This is a genomic window from Caulobacter sp. GW821-FHT09A05, assembly GCF_059418465.1.
The window spans coordinates 12,646-32,466 of record NZ_JBWKPX010000027.1; the positions used below are offsets into that span (position 1 = coordinate 12,646).

18 protein-coding genes are annotated in these 19,821 nt (G+C 69.7%); 7 read left to right on the top strand and 11 right to left on the bottom strand.

Annotated elements, in window-relative coordinates:
- Positions 1–60: 60 nt before the first annotated feature.
- From AC07NX_RS20515 to AC07NX_RS20525, 3 genes are all read right to left on the bottom strand, one after another.
- Complete coding sequence (locus AC07NX_RS20515) at positions 61–381, bottom strand: hypothetical protein (protein WP_494644328.1); 321 nt, start codon at positions 379–381, stop codon at positions 61–63.
- A 34-nt stretch (positions 382–415) separates the two neighbouring features.
- On the bottom strand, positions 416–955 hold the full coding sequence (locus AC07NX_RS20520; RefSeq protein ID WP_494644329.1) for a hypothetical protein: 540 nt from the start codon (positions 953–955) through the stop codon (positions 416–418).
- Between the two features lie 85 nt (positions 956–1,040).
- Positions 1,041–1,946, bottom strand: coding sequence for a LysR family transcriptional regulator (locus tag AC07NX_RS20525; protein WP_494644331.1), 906 nt, complete (start codon positions 1,944–1,946; stop codon positions 1,041–1,043).
- A gap of 92 nt (positions 1,947–2,038) precedes the next feature.
- Here AC07NX_RS20525 and AC07NX_RS20530 point away from each other — a divergent pair, with 92 nt between their 5' ends.
- Positions 2,039–3,028, top strand: a complete 990-nt coding sequence (locus AC07NX_RS20530; protein ID WP_494644332.1) for an NAD-dependent epimerase/dehydratase family protein — start codon at positions 2,039–2,041, stop codon at positions 3,026–3,028.
- A 90-nt stretch (positions 3,029–3,118) separates the two neighbouring features.
- Here AC07NX_RS20530 and AC07NX_RS20535 read toward each other — a convergent pair whose 3' ends face one another.
- From AC07NX_RS20535 to AC07NX_RS20555, 5 genes are all read right to left on the bottom strand, one after another.
- The gene (locus tag AC07NX_RS20535; RefSeq protein WP_494644333.1) at positions 3,119–3,871 is read right to left on the bottom strand and encodes a DUF72 domain-containing protein; all 753 of its coding nucleotides are present in this window, start codon (positions 3,869–3,871) and stop codon (positions 3,119–3,121) included.
- Positions 3,868–4,062, bottom strand: coding sequence for a hypothetical protein (locus AC07NX_RS20540; RefSeq protein ID WP_494644335.1), 195 nt, complete (start codon positions 4,060–4,062; stop codon positions 3,868–3,870). Before AC07NX_RS20540 ends, AC07NX_RS20535 begins: the two co-directional genes overlap by 4 nt.
- 143 nt (positions 4,063–4,205) lie before the next feature.
- A complete protein-coding gene (locus AC07NX_RS20545; protein ID WP_494644336.1) occupies positions 4,206–5,594 on the bottom strand; it encodes an L-serine ammonia-lyase in 1,389 nt (462 codons plus the stop codon).
- Between the two features lie 179 nt (positions 5,595–5,773).
- Positions 5,774–7,429 (bottom strand): M28 family metallopeptidase, encoded by a 1,656-nt coding sequence (locus tag AC07NX_RS20550; RefSeq protein WP_494644338.1) that lies wholly within the window; start codon positions 7,427–7,429, stop codon positions 5,774–5,776.
- An 88-nt stretch (positions 7,430–7,517) separates the two neighbouring features.
- Positions 7,518–8,495 carry a threonine ammonia-lyase gene (locus AC07NX_RS20555; protein ID WP_494644339.1) on the bottom strand — a complete coding sequence of 326 codons (978 nt, stop codon included), beginning with the start codon at positions 8,493–8,495 and terminating at the stop codon, positions 7,518–7,520.
- A gap of 99 nt (positions 8,496–8,594) precedes the next feature.
- Between AC07NX_RS20555 and AC07NX_RS20560 the strand changes: the two genes are divergently transcribed.
- From AC07NX_RS20560 to AC07NX_RS20580, 5 genes are all read left to right on the top strand, one after another.
- Entirely contained in the window at positions 8,595–9,203 is a 609-nt protein-coding gene (locus tag AC07NX_RS20560; protein WP_494644340.1) for an acyloxyacyl hydrolase, read from the top strand.
- Between the two features lie 120 nt (positions 9,204–9,323).
- The gene (locus AC07NX_RS20565) at positions 9,324–10,610 is read left to right on the top strand and encodes an adenylosuccinate synthase (protein ID WP_494644341.1); all 1,287 of its coding nucleotides are present in this window, start codon (positions 9,324–9,326) and stop codon (positions 10,608–10,610) included.
- Between the two features lie 120 nt (positions 10,611–10,730).
- Entirely contained in the window at positions 10,731–12,473 is a 1,743-nt protein-coding gene (locus AC07NX_RS20570; RefSeq protein WP_494644343.1) for an ATP-binding protein, read from the top strand.
- A 79-nt stretch (positions 12,474–12,552) separates the two neighbouring features.
- A complete protein-coding gene (locus tag AC07NX_RS20575; protein ID WP_494644344.1) occupies positions 12,553–13,677 on the top strand; it encodes a hypothetical protein in 1,125 nt (374 codons plus the stop codon).
- A 98-nt stretch (positions 13,678–13,775) separates the two neighbouring features.
- Positions 13,776–14,570, top strand: coding sequence for a response regulator (locus tag AC07NX_RS20580; RefSeq protein ID WP_494644345.1), 795 nt, complete (start codon positions 13,776–13,778; stop codon positions 14,568–14,570).
- Positions 14,571–14,651: 81 nt separating this feature from the next.
- Here AC07NX_RS20580 and AC07NX_RS20585 read toward each other — a convergent pair whose 3' ends face one another.
- Positions 14,652–16,949 (bottom strand): TonB-dependent receptor plug domain-containing protein, encoded by a 2,298-nt coding sequence (locus AC07NX_RS20585; protein WP_494644346.1) that lies wholly within the window; start codon positions 16,947–16,949, stop codon positions 14,652–14,654.
- Positions 16,950–17,047: 98 nt separating this feature from the next.
- On the opposite strand from AC07NX_RS20585, the gene AC07NX_RS20590 reads away from it, so the two are divergent.
- Entirely contained in the window at positions 17,048–18,151 is a 1,104-nt protein-coding gene (locus tag AC07NX_RS20590) for a phytase (protein ID WP_494644348.1), read from the top strand.
- A gap of 3 nt (positions 18,152–18,154) precedes the next feature.
- Here AC07NX_RS20590 and AC07NX_RS20595 read toward each other — a convergent pair whose 3' ends face one another.
- Together AC07NX_RS20595 and rpoH are read right to left on the bottom strand one after the other, a co-directional pair.
- Positions 18,155–18,865 (bottom strand): alpha/beta fold hydrolase, encoded by a 711-nt coding sequence (locus AC07NX_RS20595; RefSeq protein ID WP_494644349.1) that lies wholly within the window; start codon positions 18,863–18,865, stop codon positions 18,155–18,157.
- A 58-nt stretch (positions 18,866–18,923) separates the two neighbouring features.
- On the bottom strand, positions 18,924–19,820 hold the full coding sequence (gene rpoH, locus AC07NX_RS20600) for an RNA polymerase sigma factor RpoH (RefSeq protein ID WP_089925152.1): 897 nt from the start codon (positions 19,818–19,820) through the stop codon (positions 18,924–18,926).
- Between the last annotated feature and the right edge of the window lies 1 nt (position 19,821).

The following is a 19,821-nucleotide window of genomic DNA, read 5'->3' on the forward strand; positions in this document are numbered from 1 at the left end:
GTGAGCGTATCAGCGTTATGCGAACCGTCAAACCGGCGTTGGCTCACCCGCCCCCCCCTCTCACCCACCCAGGGCGCGCGGCGAATAGGTGGCCGTGCAGCGCGACTTGCACTGCATCCACTGGGTCGGGCAGCTGTCGTCGTCGCCGTTGGCGCGGCAGAAGAAGTAGGTGCGGTTGCAGGACGCGCGGCACTGGCCCGGATCGCGCGCCTGGGCCGCGCCAGTCAGGGGAATCAGCGGCGGCGGCAGGGCCGGGGTCTCGTCCTTGGCCGGGGCGCTGCTCGCCGTCGGGGGCACGACCCGCATCGGCTTGGCCGTCTGGGCCGCGGCGGAGCCGGCCAGGGCGGCGAGGATCAGCAGGCAGGCGAGGGCGCGGCGCATGGGAGAGGTCTAGCGGCTCGACGTTGAGGTTCGGTTAACCACGTTTCCCGACCGAAGGGCACGATACGCGGGCCGCCTCGTAGTGGGCGAAGACCTGCGCCTTGTCGCCTTCGCGGGCGGTGATCCGCCATTCCAGCCGGTCGCCCGCCAGGGTCCAACGGTTCACGAAGCTGGAGGGGGGATAGGGGTAGGCGATCTCGAAGCCGTCCTCGCGGACCGCGCCCGCGCCGGTGGCGGTGTAGTCGCCGCCGAAGCTGTCGGCCCAGAAGCCTGTCAGCGTCGCCGGAAGGCCGTCCTTGGACGCGTGGGCCCCGATCACAAGGTGGGCGGCGTAGCGGTCGGCGGGATCGGCCCTGGCCTGGCTTTCGGCCTCGATCAGGAACATCGCATCCAGGGCGATCGGCTTGGCGGAGAGACTCAGGGTCACCGGCTTGCCCATCACCTCGCCGGTCCCGCGCCAGCAGCCGGCCAGGGCCTTCAGCTGGGCGGGAACCGGGGACGCCGGCGCGTCCTGGGCCAGGGCCGACCCGCCCGCCAGCGACAGCAGCAAGGCCAGCGCGCTCGAAACCTTCATTCCGCCTCCTCGACGACTCGCTCCACCCGGAGCCGCCCCGCCTACTGGCGTGAGCCGCGTTCGGCGTCCAGTCGCGCCGCGCGGCTCAGGGTTGCGACGTCGCCAGAAAGGCGTCCAGCCCCTCGGCCAGGTGGTCGAACATCGCCCGCATCCGCAGGGTCGATCGCAGGTCCTCGTGCATGACCAGCCAGACCGGCAGGTCGAAGCCGATCTGGCCCGCGCAGACCGGGACCAGGTCGGCGTCGCGGCGCGCCACCCCGTGCTGGACGAAGCCGATCCCGAAACCCGCCCGGACGGCCGCCAGCTGGGCCAGGTCGCTGTCGGCGCGGAAGGCGAAGCCGCGCGGCGGCAGGGGTACGCGCTGGACCAGGCCGCGCAGGAATGGCGTGCCCTTGTCGAAGCCGATCAGGGCATGATCGGCCAGGGCCTCCAGGGTGGCGGGCGCCCCTTCGGCCTCGACATAGCGGCGGTGGGCGTAGAGCCCCAGGTGGGTGTCGGCCAGGCGGCGGGCGACCAGGGCGTCCTGGGTGGGGCGGACCATGCGCACGGCGATGTCGGCCGCGCCGCGCAGCAGGTCCTGCTGCTGGTTGTCCAGCGACAGCTCGACGGTGACCGCCGGATGCCGGGGCCGGAAATCGGCCAGGATCGGCGGCAGCACCTCGGCGCCGATGATCTCGCTGGCGGTGATGCGGACCACGCCGCGCGCCGTGTCGCCGGCCCCCGACGCCGCGCGGACCAGGGCGCTGGCCGCCCCGGCCATGGCCTGGGCGTGGGGCCGCAGGTCGAGGGCGGCGTCGGTGGGTTTCAGGCCCTGGGGCGAGCGGGTGAACAGGGCCACGCCCAGGGCGCGCTCCAGGGCGGCGACCTGGCGACCCAGGGTCGGCTGGGTCAGGCCCAGGGCCCGGGCGGCGGCCGACAGGCTGCCCTCGGTCATCACCGCCAGGAAGGCGCGGTACAGGCTCCAGTCGGGATCATCCATGCATTCATGCATGGCAGATCAAGATAGTTCGTCAATTCTCGTTTGGCTCGCCCCGCCGCATCTTTCCGTCATCAACCGCGCCTCGCGGACCGACGGAGACCGACATGACCTCGACTGAACAACGCATCGCCCTGGTGATCGGCGCGACCGGCGGCATCGGCGGCGAAGTCGCCACGGCGCTGGTCCGCCACGGCTGGACCGTCCGGGCCCTGACCCGCCGCGCCCAGCCGCCCCGGTCCGGGATCGACTGGATCCAGGGCGACGCCATGGTCGAGGGCGACGTGGCCCGCGCCGCCCGGGGCGCCGCGCTGATCGTCCACGCCGCCAACCCGCCGGGCTACCGCAACTGGGGCCAGCTGGTGCTGCCGATGCTGGACAGCACCATCGCCGCCGCCAAGGCCGAGGGCGCGCGGATCCTGCTGCCGGGCACGGTCTACAACTTCGGCGCCGAGGCCTTCCCGCGGATCGACGAGACCGCGCCGCAGACCCCGACCACCCGCAAGGGCCGGATCCGCGTCGAAATGGAGCGGCGGCTGAGGGCGGCCTCGAGCCAGGGGGCGCCGGTGCTGATCGTCCGGGCCGGCGACTTCTTCGGACCGCACGCCGGCAACACCTGGTTCGGCCAGGCGGTGGTCAAGCCGGGCGGGCCGCTGAAGTCGGTGACGGAGCCGTCGGCCAGGGGCGTCGCCCACGCCTGGGCCTATCTGCCGGACCTGGCCGAGACCATGGCCCGGCTGCTGGACCGGGCCGATCGCCTCGCGGCCTTCGAGGTCTTCCACTTCGGCGGCCACCAACTGGCCTGGGGCGAGATGGCGGCTTCGGTGCGCCGGGTGACCAACCAGCCGAACCTGCCGGTCAAGGGCTTTCCCTGGTGGCTGGTGACGGCCCTGTCGCCGGTCGTGCCGCTGTTCCGCGAAATGGCCGAGATGCGCTACCTGTGGCGGGCGCCGCTGGCGCTGGACGACCGCAAGCTCCGGACGTTCCTGGGCGACGCGCCCCATACGCCGCTGGACCAGGCGATCGCGGCGAGCCTGCGCGCGCTGGGGTGTCTGGAAAACCCCGCGGAGGCCGCCGGCGAACCGGTGCGAGCCTAGGGCGAAGGAGGGGACACACACTCTTGCCGAAGCTTGGCCAGGTCGGCGAGGCCTCTGCATGAGTGTGTGTCCCCCGTTTCTGGCTGGGCCCTATTTCAGCTTCTCGATCAGGGCCATGGCCGCGGCGGGATTCCGCACCTTCGCCCCGGCGATGAAATAGGCGAAGACGTCGCCGCGTTTGGCCCAGTCGCGCGTCTGCCGGGCGATGCCGTCCAGCTCGTCCGAGGTCATGCCCGTGGGCTCGTCGGCCTTGCTGGACATCAGGCGGGCATAGGTGAAGTCGGCGGTCGGCTCGTCAATGCAGGGCCAGGTGGGCTCCTCGTCGTCGACCGCGTAGACGATGGCCGCGCCGTACTTGGCCGCCAGGTCGTAGAACTGCTGGGTGGCGAAGGTCGGGCTGCGGACCTCCAGCGCGTGGCGCGCCGGCCGGCCGCCGATCTCCTTGGGCAGCAGCTTCAGGAAGCCCTCGAAATCGACCGGGTCGAACTTCTTGGTGGCCATGAACTGCCAGTTGATGGGCCCCAGCTTGGGACCCAGCTCCTCCAGGCCCTGGGCCAGGAACTTGTCCAGGGAGTCGTTGTTCTCGGACAGCACCCGGCGGTTGGTGCAGAACCGGCTGGCCTTGACCGAGAACACGAAGTCGTCGGGCGTCTCGTCGCGCCACTTCTGCCAGCTGTTGGGCTTGAAGGTGGAATAGTAGGTGCCGTTGATCTCGATGCTGGTGACGTGCCGGCTGGCGTACTTCAGCTCGTCCTTCTGCTTGAGATCGTCGGGATAGAAGGGACCGCCCCGCCAGGGCTCGTACGTCCAGCCGCCGATGCCGGCGCGAATGGTTCCGGTCATTCCAGGATCTCTATGCCAATGGCCTCGCCGGATGCGTCGAGGTCGATGTGAATGTCAGCGCCCTTGTAGCCGGGCACAAGATCGTGAAGCCGTAGCGTGCGCGCCACGCAGCCATGGGTTTCCGGGCCGGGATGGCGAGACAGGTAAAGATACCCGACGGATTTGTCCGCGGCCCCGACCTTCAGTTTCATGCTTGTTCTCCTCTTGTTCCGGTGCACCATATGCAAGAGGCGGGAGCCCAAGCAAGAGGGAAAAGGCGGTGCGCCGCCTGTCCGCTCATAGAAGCGGAGTGCTCCGCCCCTATGAGGAAAGGCGAAGGCCCGGGGGCAAGGGGTCAGCACTCCACCCGGTTCACCGACAGCCCCACCGCCAACCCGCCCAGCGAGGTTTCCTTGTAGATCTCGCTCATGTCCTCGCCGGTGCGCTTCATGGTGGCGATCACCTTGTCCAGCGACACCGAGTGCTGGCCGTCGCCCAGCAGGGCCAGGCGGGCGGCGTCGATGGCCTTGATGGCGCCCATGGCGTTGCGCTCGATGCAGGGGATCTGGACCAGGCCGCCGATCGGGTCGCAGGTCAGGCCGAGATTGTGTTCCATGCCGATCTCGGCGGCGTTCTCGATCTGGTCGTTGGTGCCGCCGAGGGCCGCGCACAGGCCGGCCGCGGCCATCGAGCAGGCGACCCCCACCTCGCCCTGGCAGCCGACCTCGGCGCCGCTGATCGAGGCGTTGCGCTTGTAGAGCGCGCCGATCGCCGCCGCCGTCAGCAGGAACACCCGCACCCCCTGCGGCGTGCCCTGGTGGAACCGGTGGTAGAAGCGCAGCACCGCCGGGATCAGGCCCGCCGCGCCGTTGGTCGGGGCCGTGACCACCCGGCCGCCGGCCGCGTTCTCCTCGTTGACCGCCATGGCCCACAGGTTGACGAAGTCCATGGCCGCCAGCGGGTCGCTGATCTGGCGCTCCATCCGGCCCTGGATGGTCTGGTGGATCTGGCGCGCCCGGCGCTTGACCGCCAGACCGCCGGGCAGGATCCCGGTCTCGCGCATGCCGCGGTCGATGCAGGCCTCCATGGCCTGGAAGATGCGGTCCAGGCCGGCGTCCAGCTCCGCCGGCTCCATCCGCGCCAGCTCGTTGGCGCCCATCACCCCGGCGATCGACAGGCCGGCGTCGGCGGCGCGCTGCAGCAGGTCGGCGCCGCTCTCGAACGGGTGGGGGACGGGCGGGCCTTCGTCGGGCGGCGTGTTGCGGCCCATCTCGCTCTCGTCGCGCACGAAGCCGCCGCCGATCGAGAAATAGGTGCGCTCGGCCAGGACGACGCCAGCGGCGTCGAAAGCGGTAAAGGAGAGCCCGTTGGGGTGCTGCGGCAGGCGTTCGTGGCCGGCCCAGACGATGTCGCGCGCCTCGTCGAACACGATGTCGATCTCGCCGCCCAGTTTAAGCGACTGGGCGGCCTTTGCCTCCAGCAGCGCCGCCTCGCCCGCGTCGGGATCGAGGGTGGCGGGCGCAAAGCCCATCAGGCCCAGGATCACCGCCCGGTCGGTGGCGTGGCCGCGCCCGGTCAGGGCCAGGGAGGCGTAGAGCCGCGTCTCGACCCGAGTGACGTCGGGAAGCTTGCCGGCGTCGCGCAGTCGGCCGACGAACAGGTTGGCGGCCGTCATCGGCCCCATGGTGTGGCTGCTCGACGGGCCGACGCCCAGCTTGAACAGGTCGAAGACGGAGGCTGTCATTCAGATACCTCGCCCATTACCGAGACGATGGGCGCTCTTGGATACGCTCAAAAAAGGTTGTCATCCCGGAAGCCCCGCAGGGGCTGTCCGGGACCCAGGGGACTGGGCTGACGCGGTGCGGTTCCCCTGGGTCCCGGACAAGCGCCCTGCGCTTTCCGGGATGACAACTGTAAGGGTGGCTAGTTCCGCTCCGCCTGGGTCGCATCCCGCAGCGCCTTGAACTCCGAGCCCGCCTGCCATTCCGGCCAGGCGGTCGAATTGGCCAGGTCCGCGCCGATCTCGTAGAACAGGCCGATGTCCTGGGCCTGGCCGGTCAGGTCCCAGTCGGCGCGCCATTCGTCGGCCGGCTGGTGGTAGCGGTTGGTGGTGTAGTCCTCCTCCGCCTTCTGGCCGGCTTCCTTGCCGCCCTGGACCAGGTCCTCGCCCGACCCGACCGAGATGGCCGGCACGCCGCGCTTGGCGAACGGGAAGTGGTCCGAGCGGTAGAAGTGGCCGGCCTGGGGCGAGGGGTCGGGGGTGAAGTAGCGGCCATGGGCCTTGGCCTTGGCGACCAGCAGGTCCTGCAGGTCGACCTTGCCGTCGCCCGAGGTGGTGATGTCCTTGGCCGGGCCGGCGGCCGACAGGGCGTCGATGTTCAGGTCGCCGACGGTCTTGGACAGCGGGAACAGCGGGTTGGCCGCGTAGTATTCCGAGCCCAGCAGGCCGCGCTCCTCGGCGGTGACGGCCAGGAACAGGATCGAGCGCTGTGGGGCCGGCTGGCTCTTGAAGGCGCGGGCCAGCTCCAGGATGGCGGCGATCCCGTCGGCGTTGTCGATCGCGCCGTTGTAGATCCTGTCGCCGCGCGCGTCCGGCTGGCCGACGCCAAGGTGGTCCCAGTGGGCGCTGTAGATCACGGTCTCGTCGGGGGCTCGCGTCCCCTTGATCCGGCCGGCGATGTTCTTGGAGACGATCACGGCGTGGTCGACGGCGTAGGCGGCCGAGAAGGTCGCGCCCTTCAGTTCGACGGGCTTGAAGTCGCGGGACTGGGCCTGGGTCTCCAGGGCGTCGAAGTCCAGGCCCGCCGCCTTGAACAGCTCGACGGCCACGTCGCGCTGGATCCAGGATTCCAGCTGCGGGTGGCTCTTGGCGGGCTCCTTGCGGACGATGTCGAACATCGTGTTGGTGTTGGAGTTCTTGACCGTGGCCCAGCCATAGGACGCCGGCGCGGTTTCGTGGACGATCAGCACCCCGGCCGCGCCCTGGCGGGCGGCCTCCTCGAACTTGTAGGTCCAGCGGCCGTAATAGGTCATGGCCTTGCCGCCGAAATCACCGGATCCGGTCTCGAAGTCGGGATCGTTGATCAGCACGACCAGCACCTTGCCCTTCAGGTCCAGGCCCTTGAAGTCGTCCCAATGGCGCTCGGGCGCCTTGACGCCGTAGCCGACGAAGACGATCGGGGCGTCCTTGATGGCGACGGCGTCGACATTGGTCATGGCCGCGCGGATGGCGATCTGCTCGCCCTGGGCCAGGGGAACGGCCTTGCCGTCGACGGTGAACTGGGCGGCGACCGGGCCCTTGATGTCGAACTTGGCCAGCGGCACGTCCTGGGTCCAGGCCCGGGTTCCGTCGGTCTTGGGATCGCCGGCCGGCTCCAGGCCGATCGCCTTCATCTGGCCGACGATATAGTCGACGGTCTTGGTCTCGCCGGCCGTGGCCGGGCCGCGGCCCTCGAACGCGTCGGACGACAGCACCTTGATGTGGGCCGACAGCCTGGCGGGGTCGATCTTGGGCGCATCCGCCGCATGGGCGAGCATGGGAGCGGCGAGCAAGGCGGTCGCGAGCAAAAGGCGTTTCATCGGGCCTCTCTTTTGGAGCAGATCTTGGCGCGGACCCTAGCGGGCGCGTGACGCGGCGGCTAGGGCGTGCGTCCTTCTAGGCTCGGCGTCAGATCTCCCCCGCCAGCACCCGCGCATACAGCGCCGGATCCACATTGCCGCCCGAGCAGACGATCGCCGCCGCCTGGCCCTTTAGGTCGATCCTGCCGGCCAGGGCCGCCGCCAGGGCCACGCAGCCGCCGGGCTCGACCACCAGCTTCAGCGTCGAGAAGGCGTAGCGCATGGCCTGAGCGACCTCGGCGTCGGTGACCGCGACGATCCCCGACAGGGTCTTGCTGTTGATCGGCCAGGTCAGCTCGCCGGGGATCGGGGTCAGCAGGGCGTCGCAGATCGAGCGGGCGTCGGGATCGATGGTCTCGCGTCGGCCCGAGGCCAGGGACCGGCGGGTCTCGTCGAAGCCGGCCGGTTCGGCGCCCCAGACCTGCGTGTCCGGCGACAGGGCCTTGACCGCCGTCGAGACGCCGGCGATCAGCCCGCCGCCGCCGACCGGGCTCAGCACCTTGTCCAGCGCGACGCCCAGGGCCCGGGCCTGCTCGACGATCTCCAGCCCCGCCGTGCCCTGGCCGGCGATGATGTGCGGGTCGTCGTAGGACGGCACGACCACGCAGCCGCGCTCGGCGGCGATCTGGGCGGCGATGGCGACCCGGTCCTCGGTGAAGCGGTCGTAGAAGCGGATCTCGGCCCCGAAGCCGCGCGTGCCCTCCACCTTCACCGCCGGCGAGTCGGACGGCATGACGATCAGGGCCGGGCAGCCCAGCAGTTGGGCGGCCAGGGCCACGCCTTGGGCGTGGTTGCCCGACGAGAAGGCCACGACGCCGCGTCGCCGTTCGTCCTCGTTCAACTGGGACAGGCGGTTGTAGGCGCCGCGGAACTTGAAGGCCCCGGCCCGCTGCAGGGTCTCGGGCTTGATCAGCACCCGGCCGCCGAGGCGTTCGTTGAGCGCCGGGCTCTCGATCAGCGGGGTGCGGACGGCCTGGCCTTCGAGGCGAGCGGCGGCGGCTTGGATGTCGGCGAGGGCGATGGTCATGTCGCCTAGGTCTATCGCCAGCCAAGCGGCGCCGAAACCCTTTGCGAGCGACGCCGTTCGAGCCATAAGAGGCCCATAGAGACCGCTGGGGAATACACCGTGAAGAAAGCCCTGTTCGCCGCCGCGGCTTGCGCCGCCGTGGCCGTCGCCGCGCCGGCCCTGGCCGGCGAAGCCTTCGTCGGCGTCTACAAGCACGACGTCACCTTCATCGGCGACGCCGTCGGCCTGGGGGCCGCGGGGCGCGAGGACGGCGTCGACGTCCACCTGGGCTACCGCACGAACCGGATCGAAAGCCTGCGCTGGCTGGGCAAGCCCCAGGTCCACGCCATGGTCTCGATCAACAGCGAGAACACTTCCAACTTCGTGGCGGCCGGCTTCGACTGGCGGATCGAGCTGGGCCAGCCGGGCGGCTTCTACCTGCGCCCGGGCCTGGGCCTGGCCTATACCGACGGCAAGGCCGGTCTGCCGCCCGCCAACGCCCCGAACATCAGCGACGAGGAGCGGGCCCGCCGCACCGAACTCTACTACACGCGCATCGACTTCGGCTCGCATGTGCTGTTCGAGCCGGAGCTGGCCCTGGGCTACGACATAAACGACAGCTGGTCGGCCGAGCTCAGCTACACCCACCTGTCGAACGGCCAGATCTTCCACCAGGGCAAGAACCAGGGGCTTGACGACGCCGGGGTCCGGCTGGTCTACAAGTTCTGAACCGGGCGGCCCTCCCTCGAGGCGGGCCGCTGCGCCGATCACAACAGATGAAACGTCCGCCGCCGAGTCCTGTCGAAGGGCCGCGGGCGCCTTTCGGCAGGTGACAAGGCATATCTGAACATGGCCAACGTGACCGTTGTCGGCGCCCAGTGGGGCGACGAGGGCAAGGGCAAGATCGTCGACTGGCTCAGCAACCGGGCCGACGTCGTCGTGCGGTTCCAGGGCGGCCACAACGCCGGCCACACCCTGGTGGTCGACGGCAAGGTCTACAAGCTGGCCCTGCTGCCGTCGGGCGTGGTGCAGGGCAAGCTGTCGGTCATCGGCAACGGCGTGGTGGTCGATCCCTGGCACCTGCTGACCGAGATCGACAAGATCGCCGAGCAGGGCGTGGCGATCACGCCCGAACTGCTGGTGCTGGCCGACAACGCCTGCCTGATCCTGCCGCTGCACAAGGACCTGGACCAGGCGCGCGAGGCCGCCTCGACCCAGAAGATCGGCACCACCGGCCGCGGCATCGGCCCGGCCTACGAGGACAAGGTCGGCCGCCGCGCCATCCGGGTCGCCGACCTGGCCGACCCGGAAGCCCTGAAGCCGAAGATCGAGCGGCTTCTGGCCCACCACGGCGCCCTGCGTCGCGGCCTGGGCCTGCCGGAAGCCGACGGCGCCGAGCTGTTCGACGCCCTGATGGCCCTGGCTCCCCGCATCCTGGCCTACGCCCAGCCGGCCTGGCGGCTGCTGGACAAGGCCTACAAGGACGGCCGCCGGATCCTGTTCGAAGGCGCCCAGGGCGCGCTTCTGGACGTCGACCACGGCACCTATCCGTTCGTCACCTCGTCCAACACCGTGGCCGGCCAGGCCTCGGCCGGCTCGGGCATGGGGCCCTCGGCCACCGGCTACGTGCTGGGCATCGTCAAGGCCTACACCACCCGCGTCGGCGAGGGGCCGTTCGCGGCCGAGCTGGACGATGAGGTCGGCAAGCACCTGTCGACCGTCGGCCGCGAGGTCGGGGTCAACACCGGCCGGCCCCGCCGCTGCGGCTGGTTCGACGCGGTGCTGGTTCGCCAGTCCGTCGCCATCAACGGCATCCACGGCGTGGCCCTGACCAAGCTGGACGTGCTGGACGGCCTGGAAACCCTGAAGATCTGCGTCGGCTACCGTATCGGCGACAAGGTCGTCGACTACCTGCCGGCCGGCATGCGCGACCAGAAGGCCGCCCAGCCGATCTACGAGGAGCTGGAAGGCTGGAGCGAAAGCACCGCCGGCGCCCGCTCGTTCAAGGACCTCAACGCCAACGCCATCAAGTATGTGCGCCGCGTCGAGGAACTGATCGGCGCCCCGGTGGCCCTGTTGTCGACCAGCCCCGAGCGCGACGACACCATCCTGATGCGCGACCCCTTCCAGGGCTAGCCGTCCGTTTCCCTTCCGGGCGCTCGGCGAGCCGCCCGGATGGGGCGAAAAGCCGTGACAATCCACCGCACGGTAAACGCTTGTGAACCTTGTTCGGCCAAGCTTCGCCCAAGTTCAGGCATGAAGGAACGGCGAGTGCGGCTGCGCGACTTTCTCGACGACGGCCGCGACGGCGACAGCCTGGCCATGAGCCGGCGGGGACGAAACAGTCGCCTGGTCGCCATGGTCGTGATGGCCGGCTTCCTGGCCGCGATCTTCGGCCCGGCGCCCGCCCTGGCCTGGATGGCGACCAACCTGGGCCTGGAGCTGTGGCTGATCCGGCTGATGCGCGGCGTCGAGGCGCGCGCCGGCAAGCCGTCCTCCCTGAGGACCAGGCTGGCCCCGGCCCTGACGTTCAGCGGCGTCTGGTCGGCGACCGCCCTGCTGGCCTGGTGGCTTGGCCCGCCGGTCATGAAGTTCGCGGCCCTGCTCACCCTGCTGGGCCTGATCGTCGAGGGCCTCAAATACGCCGCCGTCAGTCGTTCGGCGACGGTGCTGCTCCTCCCGCCGCCGGTGCTGGCGCTAAGCGTCATGCCGTTCTCGGTCGGCAAGCCGCTGTGGATGGAGGCGCTGGCCTCGTCCCTGGCGCTGTTTGGGCTGGGCGGCTACCTGATCGACGCGGCCCGCCTGCTGCGCGCCAACGCCCTGGCGCTTGAGAAGGCCCAGGCCGAGGCCCAGGAGGCCAGTCGCGCCAAGTCGGTGTTCCTGGCGATGATGAGCCATGAGTTGCGGACGCCGATGAACGGGGTCCTGGGCATGGCCCACGCGCTGGGTTCGACCCAGCTCGACGCCCGCCAGGCCGACTATCTGGAGACCATCGTCGAGTCGGGCGACGGGTTGATGGCGATCCTCAACGACATTCTCGACCTGTCGAAGATCGAGGCGGGAAAGCTGGAGCTCGAGGCCGTGCCGTTCGAGATCCGGGTCCTGGGGCGGCAGCTCCAGCGGGTCTGGCGCGAGACCGCTCGCCTCAAGGGCCTGGCGCTGTCGCTGCAGATCGCGCCCGACACCCCGCCCTGGCTGTCGGGGGATCCGATCCGGGTGCGCCAGATCCTGCTGAACCTGGTCTCGAACGCGCTGAAGTTCACCCAGGAGGGCCGGATCGACATCGCCATCGCGCCCCGTGCGGCCGGCGGCGTCGAGATCACGGTGTCCGACACCGGGATCGGCATGACCCTGGAGCAGCAGGCCAAGCTGTTCACCCCGTTCGTCCAGGGCGACCGGTCGATCGCCCGCCGGTTCGGCGGCACCGGGCTGGGCCTGTCGATCTGCCGGGAGCTGGCCGAGATGATGGGCGGCCGCATCGGCGTGGTCAGCCGGCCAGGCGAAGGCTCGACCTTCACCGTCGTCCTGGGCCTGGCGACGGCCGAGGCGCCGGCGTCGGAGGCCGCGCCGGACGTTGCGCCGGACGTGGCTGGCGCGCGGGTGCTGGTGGTCGACGACAACCTGGCCAACCAGGCCGTCGCCCGGGCCATCCTGGAAGCCGTCGGCGTGCTCGTCGCCACGGCCGGCGACGGTCGCGAGGCCCTGACGCGGCTGCGGGTCGAGGATTTCGACGTGGTGCTGATGGATGTCCACATGCCGGTCATGGACGGCGTCGAGGCGCTGCGACGCCTGCGGCGCGGAGAGGGCGGCCGCCCCGACATTCCGGTCGTGGCCCTGACCGCCGACGCGATGTCGGGCGAGATCGAGCGCCTGGTCGACCTTGGCTTTGACGACGCCCAACCCAAGCCGATCCAGCCGGCCGGGCTGATCCAGGCGATCGCCTGGCGGCGTACGCTCGCGCCGGCCAGATCCGCGCCGGTCAAGCTTGTCGCGGATTAGCGATTGCTTAGCGGGCCGGGGTTTATGACGACCGGGTCCTAACGGAGGTCCGTCGCCATTGGCCGTCGCGCGTCGCTTGATGAAGTCCGCCAACAAGGCGGATCGCCTGACGCGCAGCCTGCGGGCGCTTGACCGCGAGGCCTCGACCAGCCGCGTGCTCAACCTGCTGGCCATCGAGGCGCGCAGCGGCCACCGGCCCGAACACGGCGAGGCGCCGCTGTTCCGCAACCGCATCCTCAACACCGCCCTGGTGGTCAAGCATCGCCTGCGGGCCGACGACATCTTCCTGTTCGACGAGATCCGGCCCAACGCCACCAAGATCATCATCCCGTTCGAGCGCAGCGACCTGGGCCTGGGCGGTCAGTCGTTCTTCGTGGGGCAGCGCGGCTGGGTGGACCTGCTGCGCGAGGCCTGCAACGAACACACCGACATGGCGCGCGACCTGGCCACCCTGCGCCTGATCGACCAGCTGCCGTCCCTGGACCCGTTCCTGCTGCGCGAGCACCTGCGCCGTCACGGCCTGTCGGTGGCCTCCAGCTATTTCGCCCTGTCGACCGCCGACATGGAACAGATGCAGAGCTTCGTCTCGGCCCAGATCTCGCTGCTGATCGACCTGGCCTATCGCGACGCCGGCCGGGCCGTGCCCGGCGCCCACGCCGCCCGGCTGGTCGAGGCCCTGCTGTCCACCGACGTCGACGAGCGGCTGGAGCCGCTGCGCGAGACCCTGGTCATGGACGGCGAGAGCTTCAAGGAGGGCGTCTTCAGCTGGAAGGGCTTCCTCTATTACAAGTGGATGCTGACCCGGCTGTGGACCGAGCTGGACATCGTCGGCGGCGAGATCACCCGGCTGACGATTACCGGCAACCGCGACGCCGGAACCCAGCGCTTCCTGGACGACACCCGCAAGCGCCTGCGGCGCGGCATCCTGCTGGAGCGCCAGGCGATCATGCGGGCCCTGGACGTCTATGACCGGGCCTTCGACGACCTGATCGACAACGGCAGGCCCCAGGCCTTCCGCGAGTTCCTGCTGCGCGCGCCGGACATGTTCCTGTCGCTGGGCGAAAAGGTCGGGGTGATCGCCCACATCGCCAGCTTCTGGCGCTACCGCTTCCCGACCGGCATGCCCCTGGTCGCCGACATCGAGGACGCGATCGACCTCCTGCAGGACTTCGACGCGGGGCTGAGCGCCAGCCTGGCGGCCTGAATCCGGGACTTTCTGTCGCAAGGGGCGCAGACTAAGCGGATTTTTACCATCGCCCGGCTAGTCTGTGGGCGAGTCATTTTCTGGAGCTTCCGGGTCTCGTGTTCGACGGCAACATCCGCACCTTGCAGCGTATCGCGGCGAAGATGCAGCGCGTGCTGATCGTCGACCCGAACACCGCGGCCGTTCGCCTGCTCGCCGACCAGCTGCGCCATGTCGGCAACGTCCAGATCTTCCACGCCGTCTCGGCCGAGGCCGGCTGGGGCATGGCCCGCACGGTCGACCCGATGCTGATCTTCGTCGAGCACGCGTCCAGCGGCTGCGACGGCCAGGCCCTGGCCCGCAAGATCCGCCGCAGCGACCTGGCCTGCCGCGAGCATCCGATCATCATGTGCACCGCCGAGGCCACGGCCGACGCGATCTTCGGGGCCCGGGACGCGGGCATCCACGAGTTCATGCGCAAGCCGTTCACGATCAAGGACCTGGAGCGCCGGCTCGAGGCGGTGACGCTGAAGCCCCGCGACTGGGTCGAGGCCGTGCAATATGTCGGTCCCGACCGCCGCCGCTTCAACTCGGCTGAATACAAGGGTCCGCGCAAGCGCAAGGCCGACGCCAGCGGCGCCCCGGCCGCCCGCCTGTCCCAGGCCCTGCGGATCGTCAAGTCGGCCGCCCAGGCGCTGGACAGCGACCCGGCCCAGGCCCGGCGGGCCCTGGCCGCCCAGGCGGTCGAACTCAAGAAGGTCGGCGAGGCGATCAAGGACGCCCGCCTGTTCGAGGCCGCCGCCGCCCTTGAGGCCTGCACGGCGGGCGGCATGGCGCGGGCCGAACTGATCAAGCGCATCGACGGCCTGATGGGCTTCCTGGTCGAAGACGGCGGCGACCGCGGCGCGGCCTGACCGGTCGGTCTTCGAGCGGCCACGAAAAAGGGCGGCGTCCGCGGACGCCGCCCTTCGTCGTTCGGGATCCTCGTGGCCAGCCTAGAACGCCAGGCGGGCGATCAGCTGGAACACCGGGCCGGCGTTCTCGCGCTCCAGTTCGTACTCATCGAAGGACCGATCGTTCTGGTCCTCGATGGTGGTGAACTTGTTGAAGCTTTCCTTCTTGTTGGCGTCCAGCAGGTTGGAGCCGGTCAGGCGGATCGTCAGGTCCTTGCCGATCCGCTTTTCGAGGAAGATCTCCAGGTCGCCGCCATAGGTGGTGGTGACCTCCTCGCCGACCACGCGGCTATAGGCCTCGCCCTGCTTGCGGTAGGTCACGCCGAACGCGGCGCCCCAGGTCGGCAGGTCCTGGATGAAGCCGACGTTCAGCACATAGTCCGACTGGCTGTTGAACTTGCGCGAGCCGAACTCGTCATCGACCGAGCTGTCGAGCCACGAGTAGTTGAGGAACACCCCGGTGTTCTCCAGCCCGATCACCGTCAGCGGCGTCGAGAGGTCGAACTCGATCCCCCAGACCTTGCCGTCGCCGGTGTTGCGGGCCGAATAGACGAACGTGCCGGGCCCTTCGTCGCCTTCGTCGCCGGTGTTGGTCAGCTCGATCAGGTCCTTGACCTTGCGGTAGAAGACGTTGACCCCGGCCACGCCCTGCTTGCCCATCCGGCGCTCGTATCCGGCGTCCAGGCCCCAGGCGGTTTCCGGCTTCAGTCGTGGATTGCCGATGAAGTCGTTGTCGCCCAGCTCGGCGGTCAGCAGGGCCGGCGACAGGTAGTCGTAGCTGGGGCGGCGGATGGTGCGCGCGCCCGACACGTAGAGCTGGTCGTCGGCGGTGAGGTTGTAGCGCAGCGAGGCCGACGGCAGCAGGATCTTGTAGTCGACGTCGGTGGTGGACGGGACCGTACGGTCCTGCAGGGTGACGTCGGTGGTCTCGTAGCGCAGGCCCGCTTCCCACTTCAGCGCGCCCGACTTGCCGTCCAGCATCACATAGGGATCGACGCGGGTCTGCTCGAACGCGGCGTCGCCGCCGTCGATAACCGCATAGGGACCGAAGGCCGGCGGGTTGGCGCTGGGCAGGTTGTAGCGGTTGCGCGGGACTTCCGTCACCAGCAGGTCGCGTTCCTTCTTCTCGTACTGGACGCCGAATTCCAGCTGCACGTCTTCGGCGATGTCGCGCTTGTGCTCGAGCTTGGCCGAGACCTCGGTGTCCTCCAGGTCGGTCCTGGACTTGTCGCGGGTGATGCGGTCGCCGTCCGGATAGGGGTTGGCGTCGCGCAGGTATTCGGTCTCGTCCTCGAACTCGGCCTCCTTGTCCTTGAACGAGGCGTAGCCCAGCTTCACGCTGGTCTTGCCGCCGAACATGTCGTGGCTGTACTTGCCGTTGACCGACCAGCTGTCCTGCTCGATGTCGACGTCGTTGTCGTTCAGCGTCGACAGGTGGGCGTTGTCGCGGACGTCGTTGTTGTACTCGATCGAGTCCTCGTTCTGGTAACGGTCGGTGTGGACATAGAAGCCGCTCAGGTCCAGGTCGCCGCCGGCCAGCGGAACCTGGTAGCTGGCGTTGAACGAGTAGTCGGTGCCGTTGCGCACGTCCGTCTGGACTTCGCTGTTGTTGATCGGCGCGCCCGGCTCGTCATAGCGCAGGCTGAGCTTGTTCTTGGGGTTGCGGCGGCCCTGCAGGTTGGCGCCGACCAGCAGGCGGCCGGGGCCGACCTGGCCGCCCCAGACGCCGCCGACGGTCTCGCGGATGCGCTTGTCGTCGAACATCAGGGCGCCGGCGCGGACGAAGCCGCCGTCCAGGGCGTAGGCGTCGCGCAGCACGATGTTGATCGCGCCGGCCACGGCGTCGCCGCTGCGGTTGGCCGAGGCGCTGCGGACGATCTCGATGCGCTCGATCAGTTCGGCGGGGATGCGGTCGACGAAGAAGGCCGAGTCGGCGCCCGAGCCGAACGCGCCCGAGCCCGAACCGGCGCCGGGCACCTTCTCGCCGTTGATCAGGATCTGGGTATAGGCCGGATCGAGGCCGCGCAGGCGTACGCCGTCCGATTCCAGCACGTCCGACAGGAAGGCGACGCTGGGCACGCGCTTGAGGGCGTCGCCGGCGGTCAGCGGCTCGAAGCGCTGGAAGTAGTCGAGGTCGTAGTTCAGGACCGGCGCGGCCTGGTCGGTACGGTTGCGGTAGGCGATCTGGGCCTGGACGACCAGTTCGGACGCGGTGGTCGGCGCTTCGGCGGCCGTGGCGATCGGCGCATCGGCCTCGGCGGCCCAGGCGGCGGTCGAGGCCCCCGCGGCCAAGGTCAGGGGCGCCAAGGCGGCCAAGGCGAACAGTGCGGTTTTCTTCATCGTCAGTATCCCCGATCGCCGGCGCGGCCGTTGACGCGGCCGTTCGCACGTGATTTCACGCGGCGGGGCATAAATTCGCCTCGTTCTTGGGGCTAGTGATGTTTCTTCGACGGTTTTGTTTCAACTTTGTGACGGCGGCCGGAATATCTCTCCTTCTGGCGGGGTGCGCGGCGTTCGATCCCGAGGCCCGGTCGGATTCCGGCAAGCTCCTGGTCGGCGTCGGAACGCCGGTCCCGGCGGCCGGCGAGACCCAATCCGTGGCGACGCAACGCGCGGACGCGGCCGACGACCCCGAGATCTGGGTCGATCCCAAGGACCCGTCGCGCGTCGTGATCTTCGGCACCGACAAGCAGGCCGGTCTGTACACCTACGACCTGAGCGGGGCCGTCACCGGCTTCATCCCCGATGGCAAGCTGAACAATGTCGACCTGCGTGGCGGATTGGCCACGGCCAAGGGCGAACGCGTGCTGGTCGCGGCCAGCGATCGCGGCCGAATCGGCGCGGCCCTCTACCTGATGGATCCGGCCACCCTGAAGGTCGAGCCCTGGGGCCTGGCGCCGCTGGACCTGGCCGAGCCCTACGGCCTGTGCATGGGGCGGCGCGGCGAGGGCTTCATCGTCATCGTCAACGGCACGGACGGCCAGGTGCGGCAGCTGCGCGTCGCCGTGGGGGCCGACGGCAAGCCGGTGGCGACCGAGGAGCAGCGCTTCGCGGTCGGCAGCCAGACCGAAGGCTGCGTCGTCGACGACGCCAAGGGCGTGCTCTACATCGGCGAGGAGGCCAAGGGGATCTGGCGCTACGACCTGGATCCCGCCAAGGGCGCCGCGCGCGTCCTGGTGGCCGGCGCTCCCTCGACCATGCTGAAGCCCGATGTCGAGGGCCTGACCCTGCTGCGCGAGGGCGGGGAGACCTGGCTGATCGCTTCCAGCCAGGGCGACAGCGCCTTCGCGGTCTGGCGCGTCGACGGCGCCGAGCCGGCCTATGCCGGGCGCTTCTCGGTGGTGGCCGCCAAGGGCGTCGACGGCGTGACCGGGACCGACGGCGTCGCGGCGCTGGGCGGCGCCGTCGGGCCCTATGCCGAGGGGCTGGTCGTCATGCAGGACGATGTCGACGTCGACGGCGAGGCCCCGTCCACGGCGCGCGTGCGGCAGAACTTCAAGCTGGTCGACTGGCGGGCGGTGAAGGCGGCGCTGGGGCTCTGAGCCTCAGCGCCCCTCGCGCGCCAGCCAGCGGCGCAGGGCGGCGTTGACCGCGTCGGGCGCCTCCATCGGCGTCATGTGGCCGGCGTTCGGGATGACCACCATGTGCGTGCAGCCGATGGCGCGGGCCATCTCGTGCTGGCCGGCCAGCGGGGTGATGGCGTCGTGCTCGCCGCAGATGATGACGATCGGACAGCGCAGGGCCCGCAGGGCGGCCGCGCCGTCCTCGCGGGGCAGGCCGTTCTGGCGCAGGAACACCTCGCGGCCCAGGCGCTGGGTCATGGCCTGGATGCGGCCGGTCAGGTCCTTGTCCCCGAGCCGCGAGGCGTCGACATAGCTGGCCATCAGCCGGTCGGCGACGCCCAGGAAGGCCCCGTCGCGGCTGGCCGCGGCGTTGACGGCGCGGCGCTGGGCGGCCCGTTCCGGGGTGTCGGCGCGGATGGCGGTGTCGATCAGGGCCAGGCGTTCGATGCGTTCGGGCGCGATCCGGGAGATCTCCTGGGCCACGTAGCCGCCCATCGAGAAGCCGGCCAGGGCGAAGGTCGGCTCGGCGCTGGCCAGCACCTGCTCGGCCAGGTCGCGCAGGCTCTCGCCCCGTGTCAGATCGGCGACCTGGCAGCGGGCGACGTCGGCCAGGCCCGTGACCTGGTCGCGCCAGAGTTCGGCGTCGTTCAGCAGGCCGGGCAGCAAGAGCAGTTGGGGCAGGTTGTCGGTCATCGAAAAACGCCCCGGACCTTTCGATCCGGGGCGCTCCGTTCTTCAGGCTCGAGCCTTCTTAGGCTTCGACCATGTTCTTGGCGATAGCGGCTTCGCGCATCGACTTCTGCAGCTTCTCGAACGCCCGGACCTCGATCTGGCGGACCCGCTCGCGGCTGACGCCGTACTGCGAGGCCAGGTCTTCCAGGGTGGTGGGCTCGTCCTTCAGGCGGCGCTCGGTGAGGATGTGGCGCTCGCGGTCCGTCAGCTCGACCATGGCCTCTTCCAGAAGGGTCATCCGCAGGGATTTCTCTTCGTTCTCGGCGACGACGGTCTCTTGCGACACCTGGTTGTCGTCGGCCAGCCAGTCCTGCCACTCGCTTTCGCCGTCGGCGCGCAGCGGCGCGTTCAGCGAGGCGTCGGGGCCCGACAGGCGGCGGTTCATCGAGATGACCTCGCTGTCCAGCACGCCCAGCTTGGTGGCGATGGCGCTGACCTGTTCGGGGCGCAGATCGCCGTCCTCGAAGGCGCTGATCTGGCTCTTGGCCTTGCGCAGGTTGAAGAACAGCTTCTTCTGCGCGGCGGTCGTGCCCATCTTCACCAGCGACCACGAGCGCAGGATGTATTCCTGGATCGAGGCGCGGATCCACCACATGGCGTAGGTGGCCAGGCGGAAGCCCTTGTCGGGCTCGAACTTCTTGACGGCCTGCATCAGGCCGACATTGCCCTCGGAGATCACCTCGCCGATCGGCAGGCCGTAGCCGCGATAGCCCATGGCGATCTTGGCCACCAGGCGCAGGTGGCTGGTGACCATCTTGTGGGCCGCCTCGCTGTCCTGATGCTCCTTCCAGCGCTGGGCGAGCATGAACTCCTCGTCCTTGGCCAGCATCGGGAACTTGCGGATTTCGGTGAGGTAACGCGACAGGCCGCCGTCCGGCGACATCACCGATAGAGAATTCACGGCCATAGAAACTATC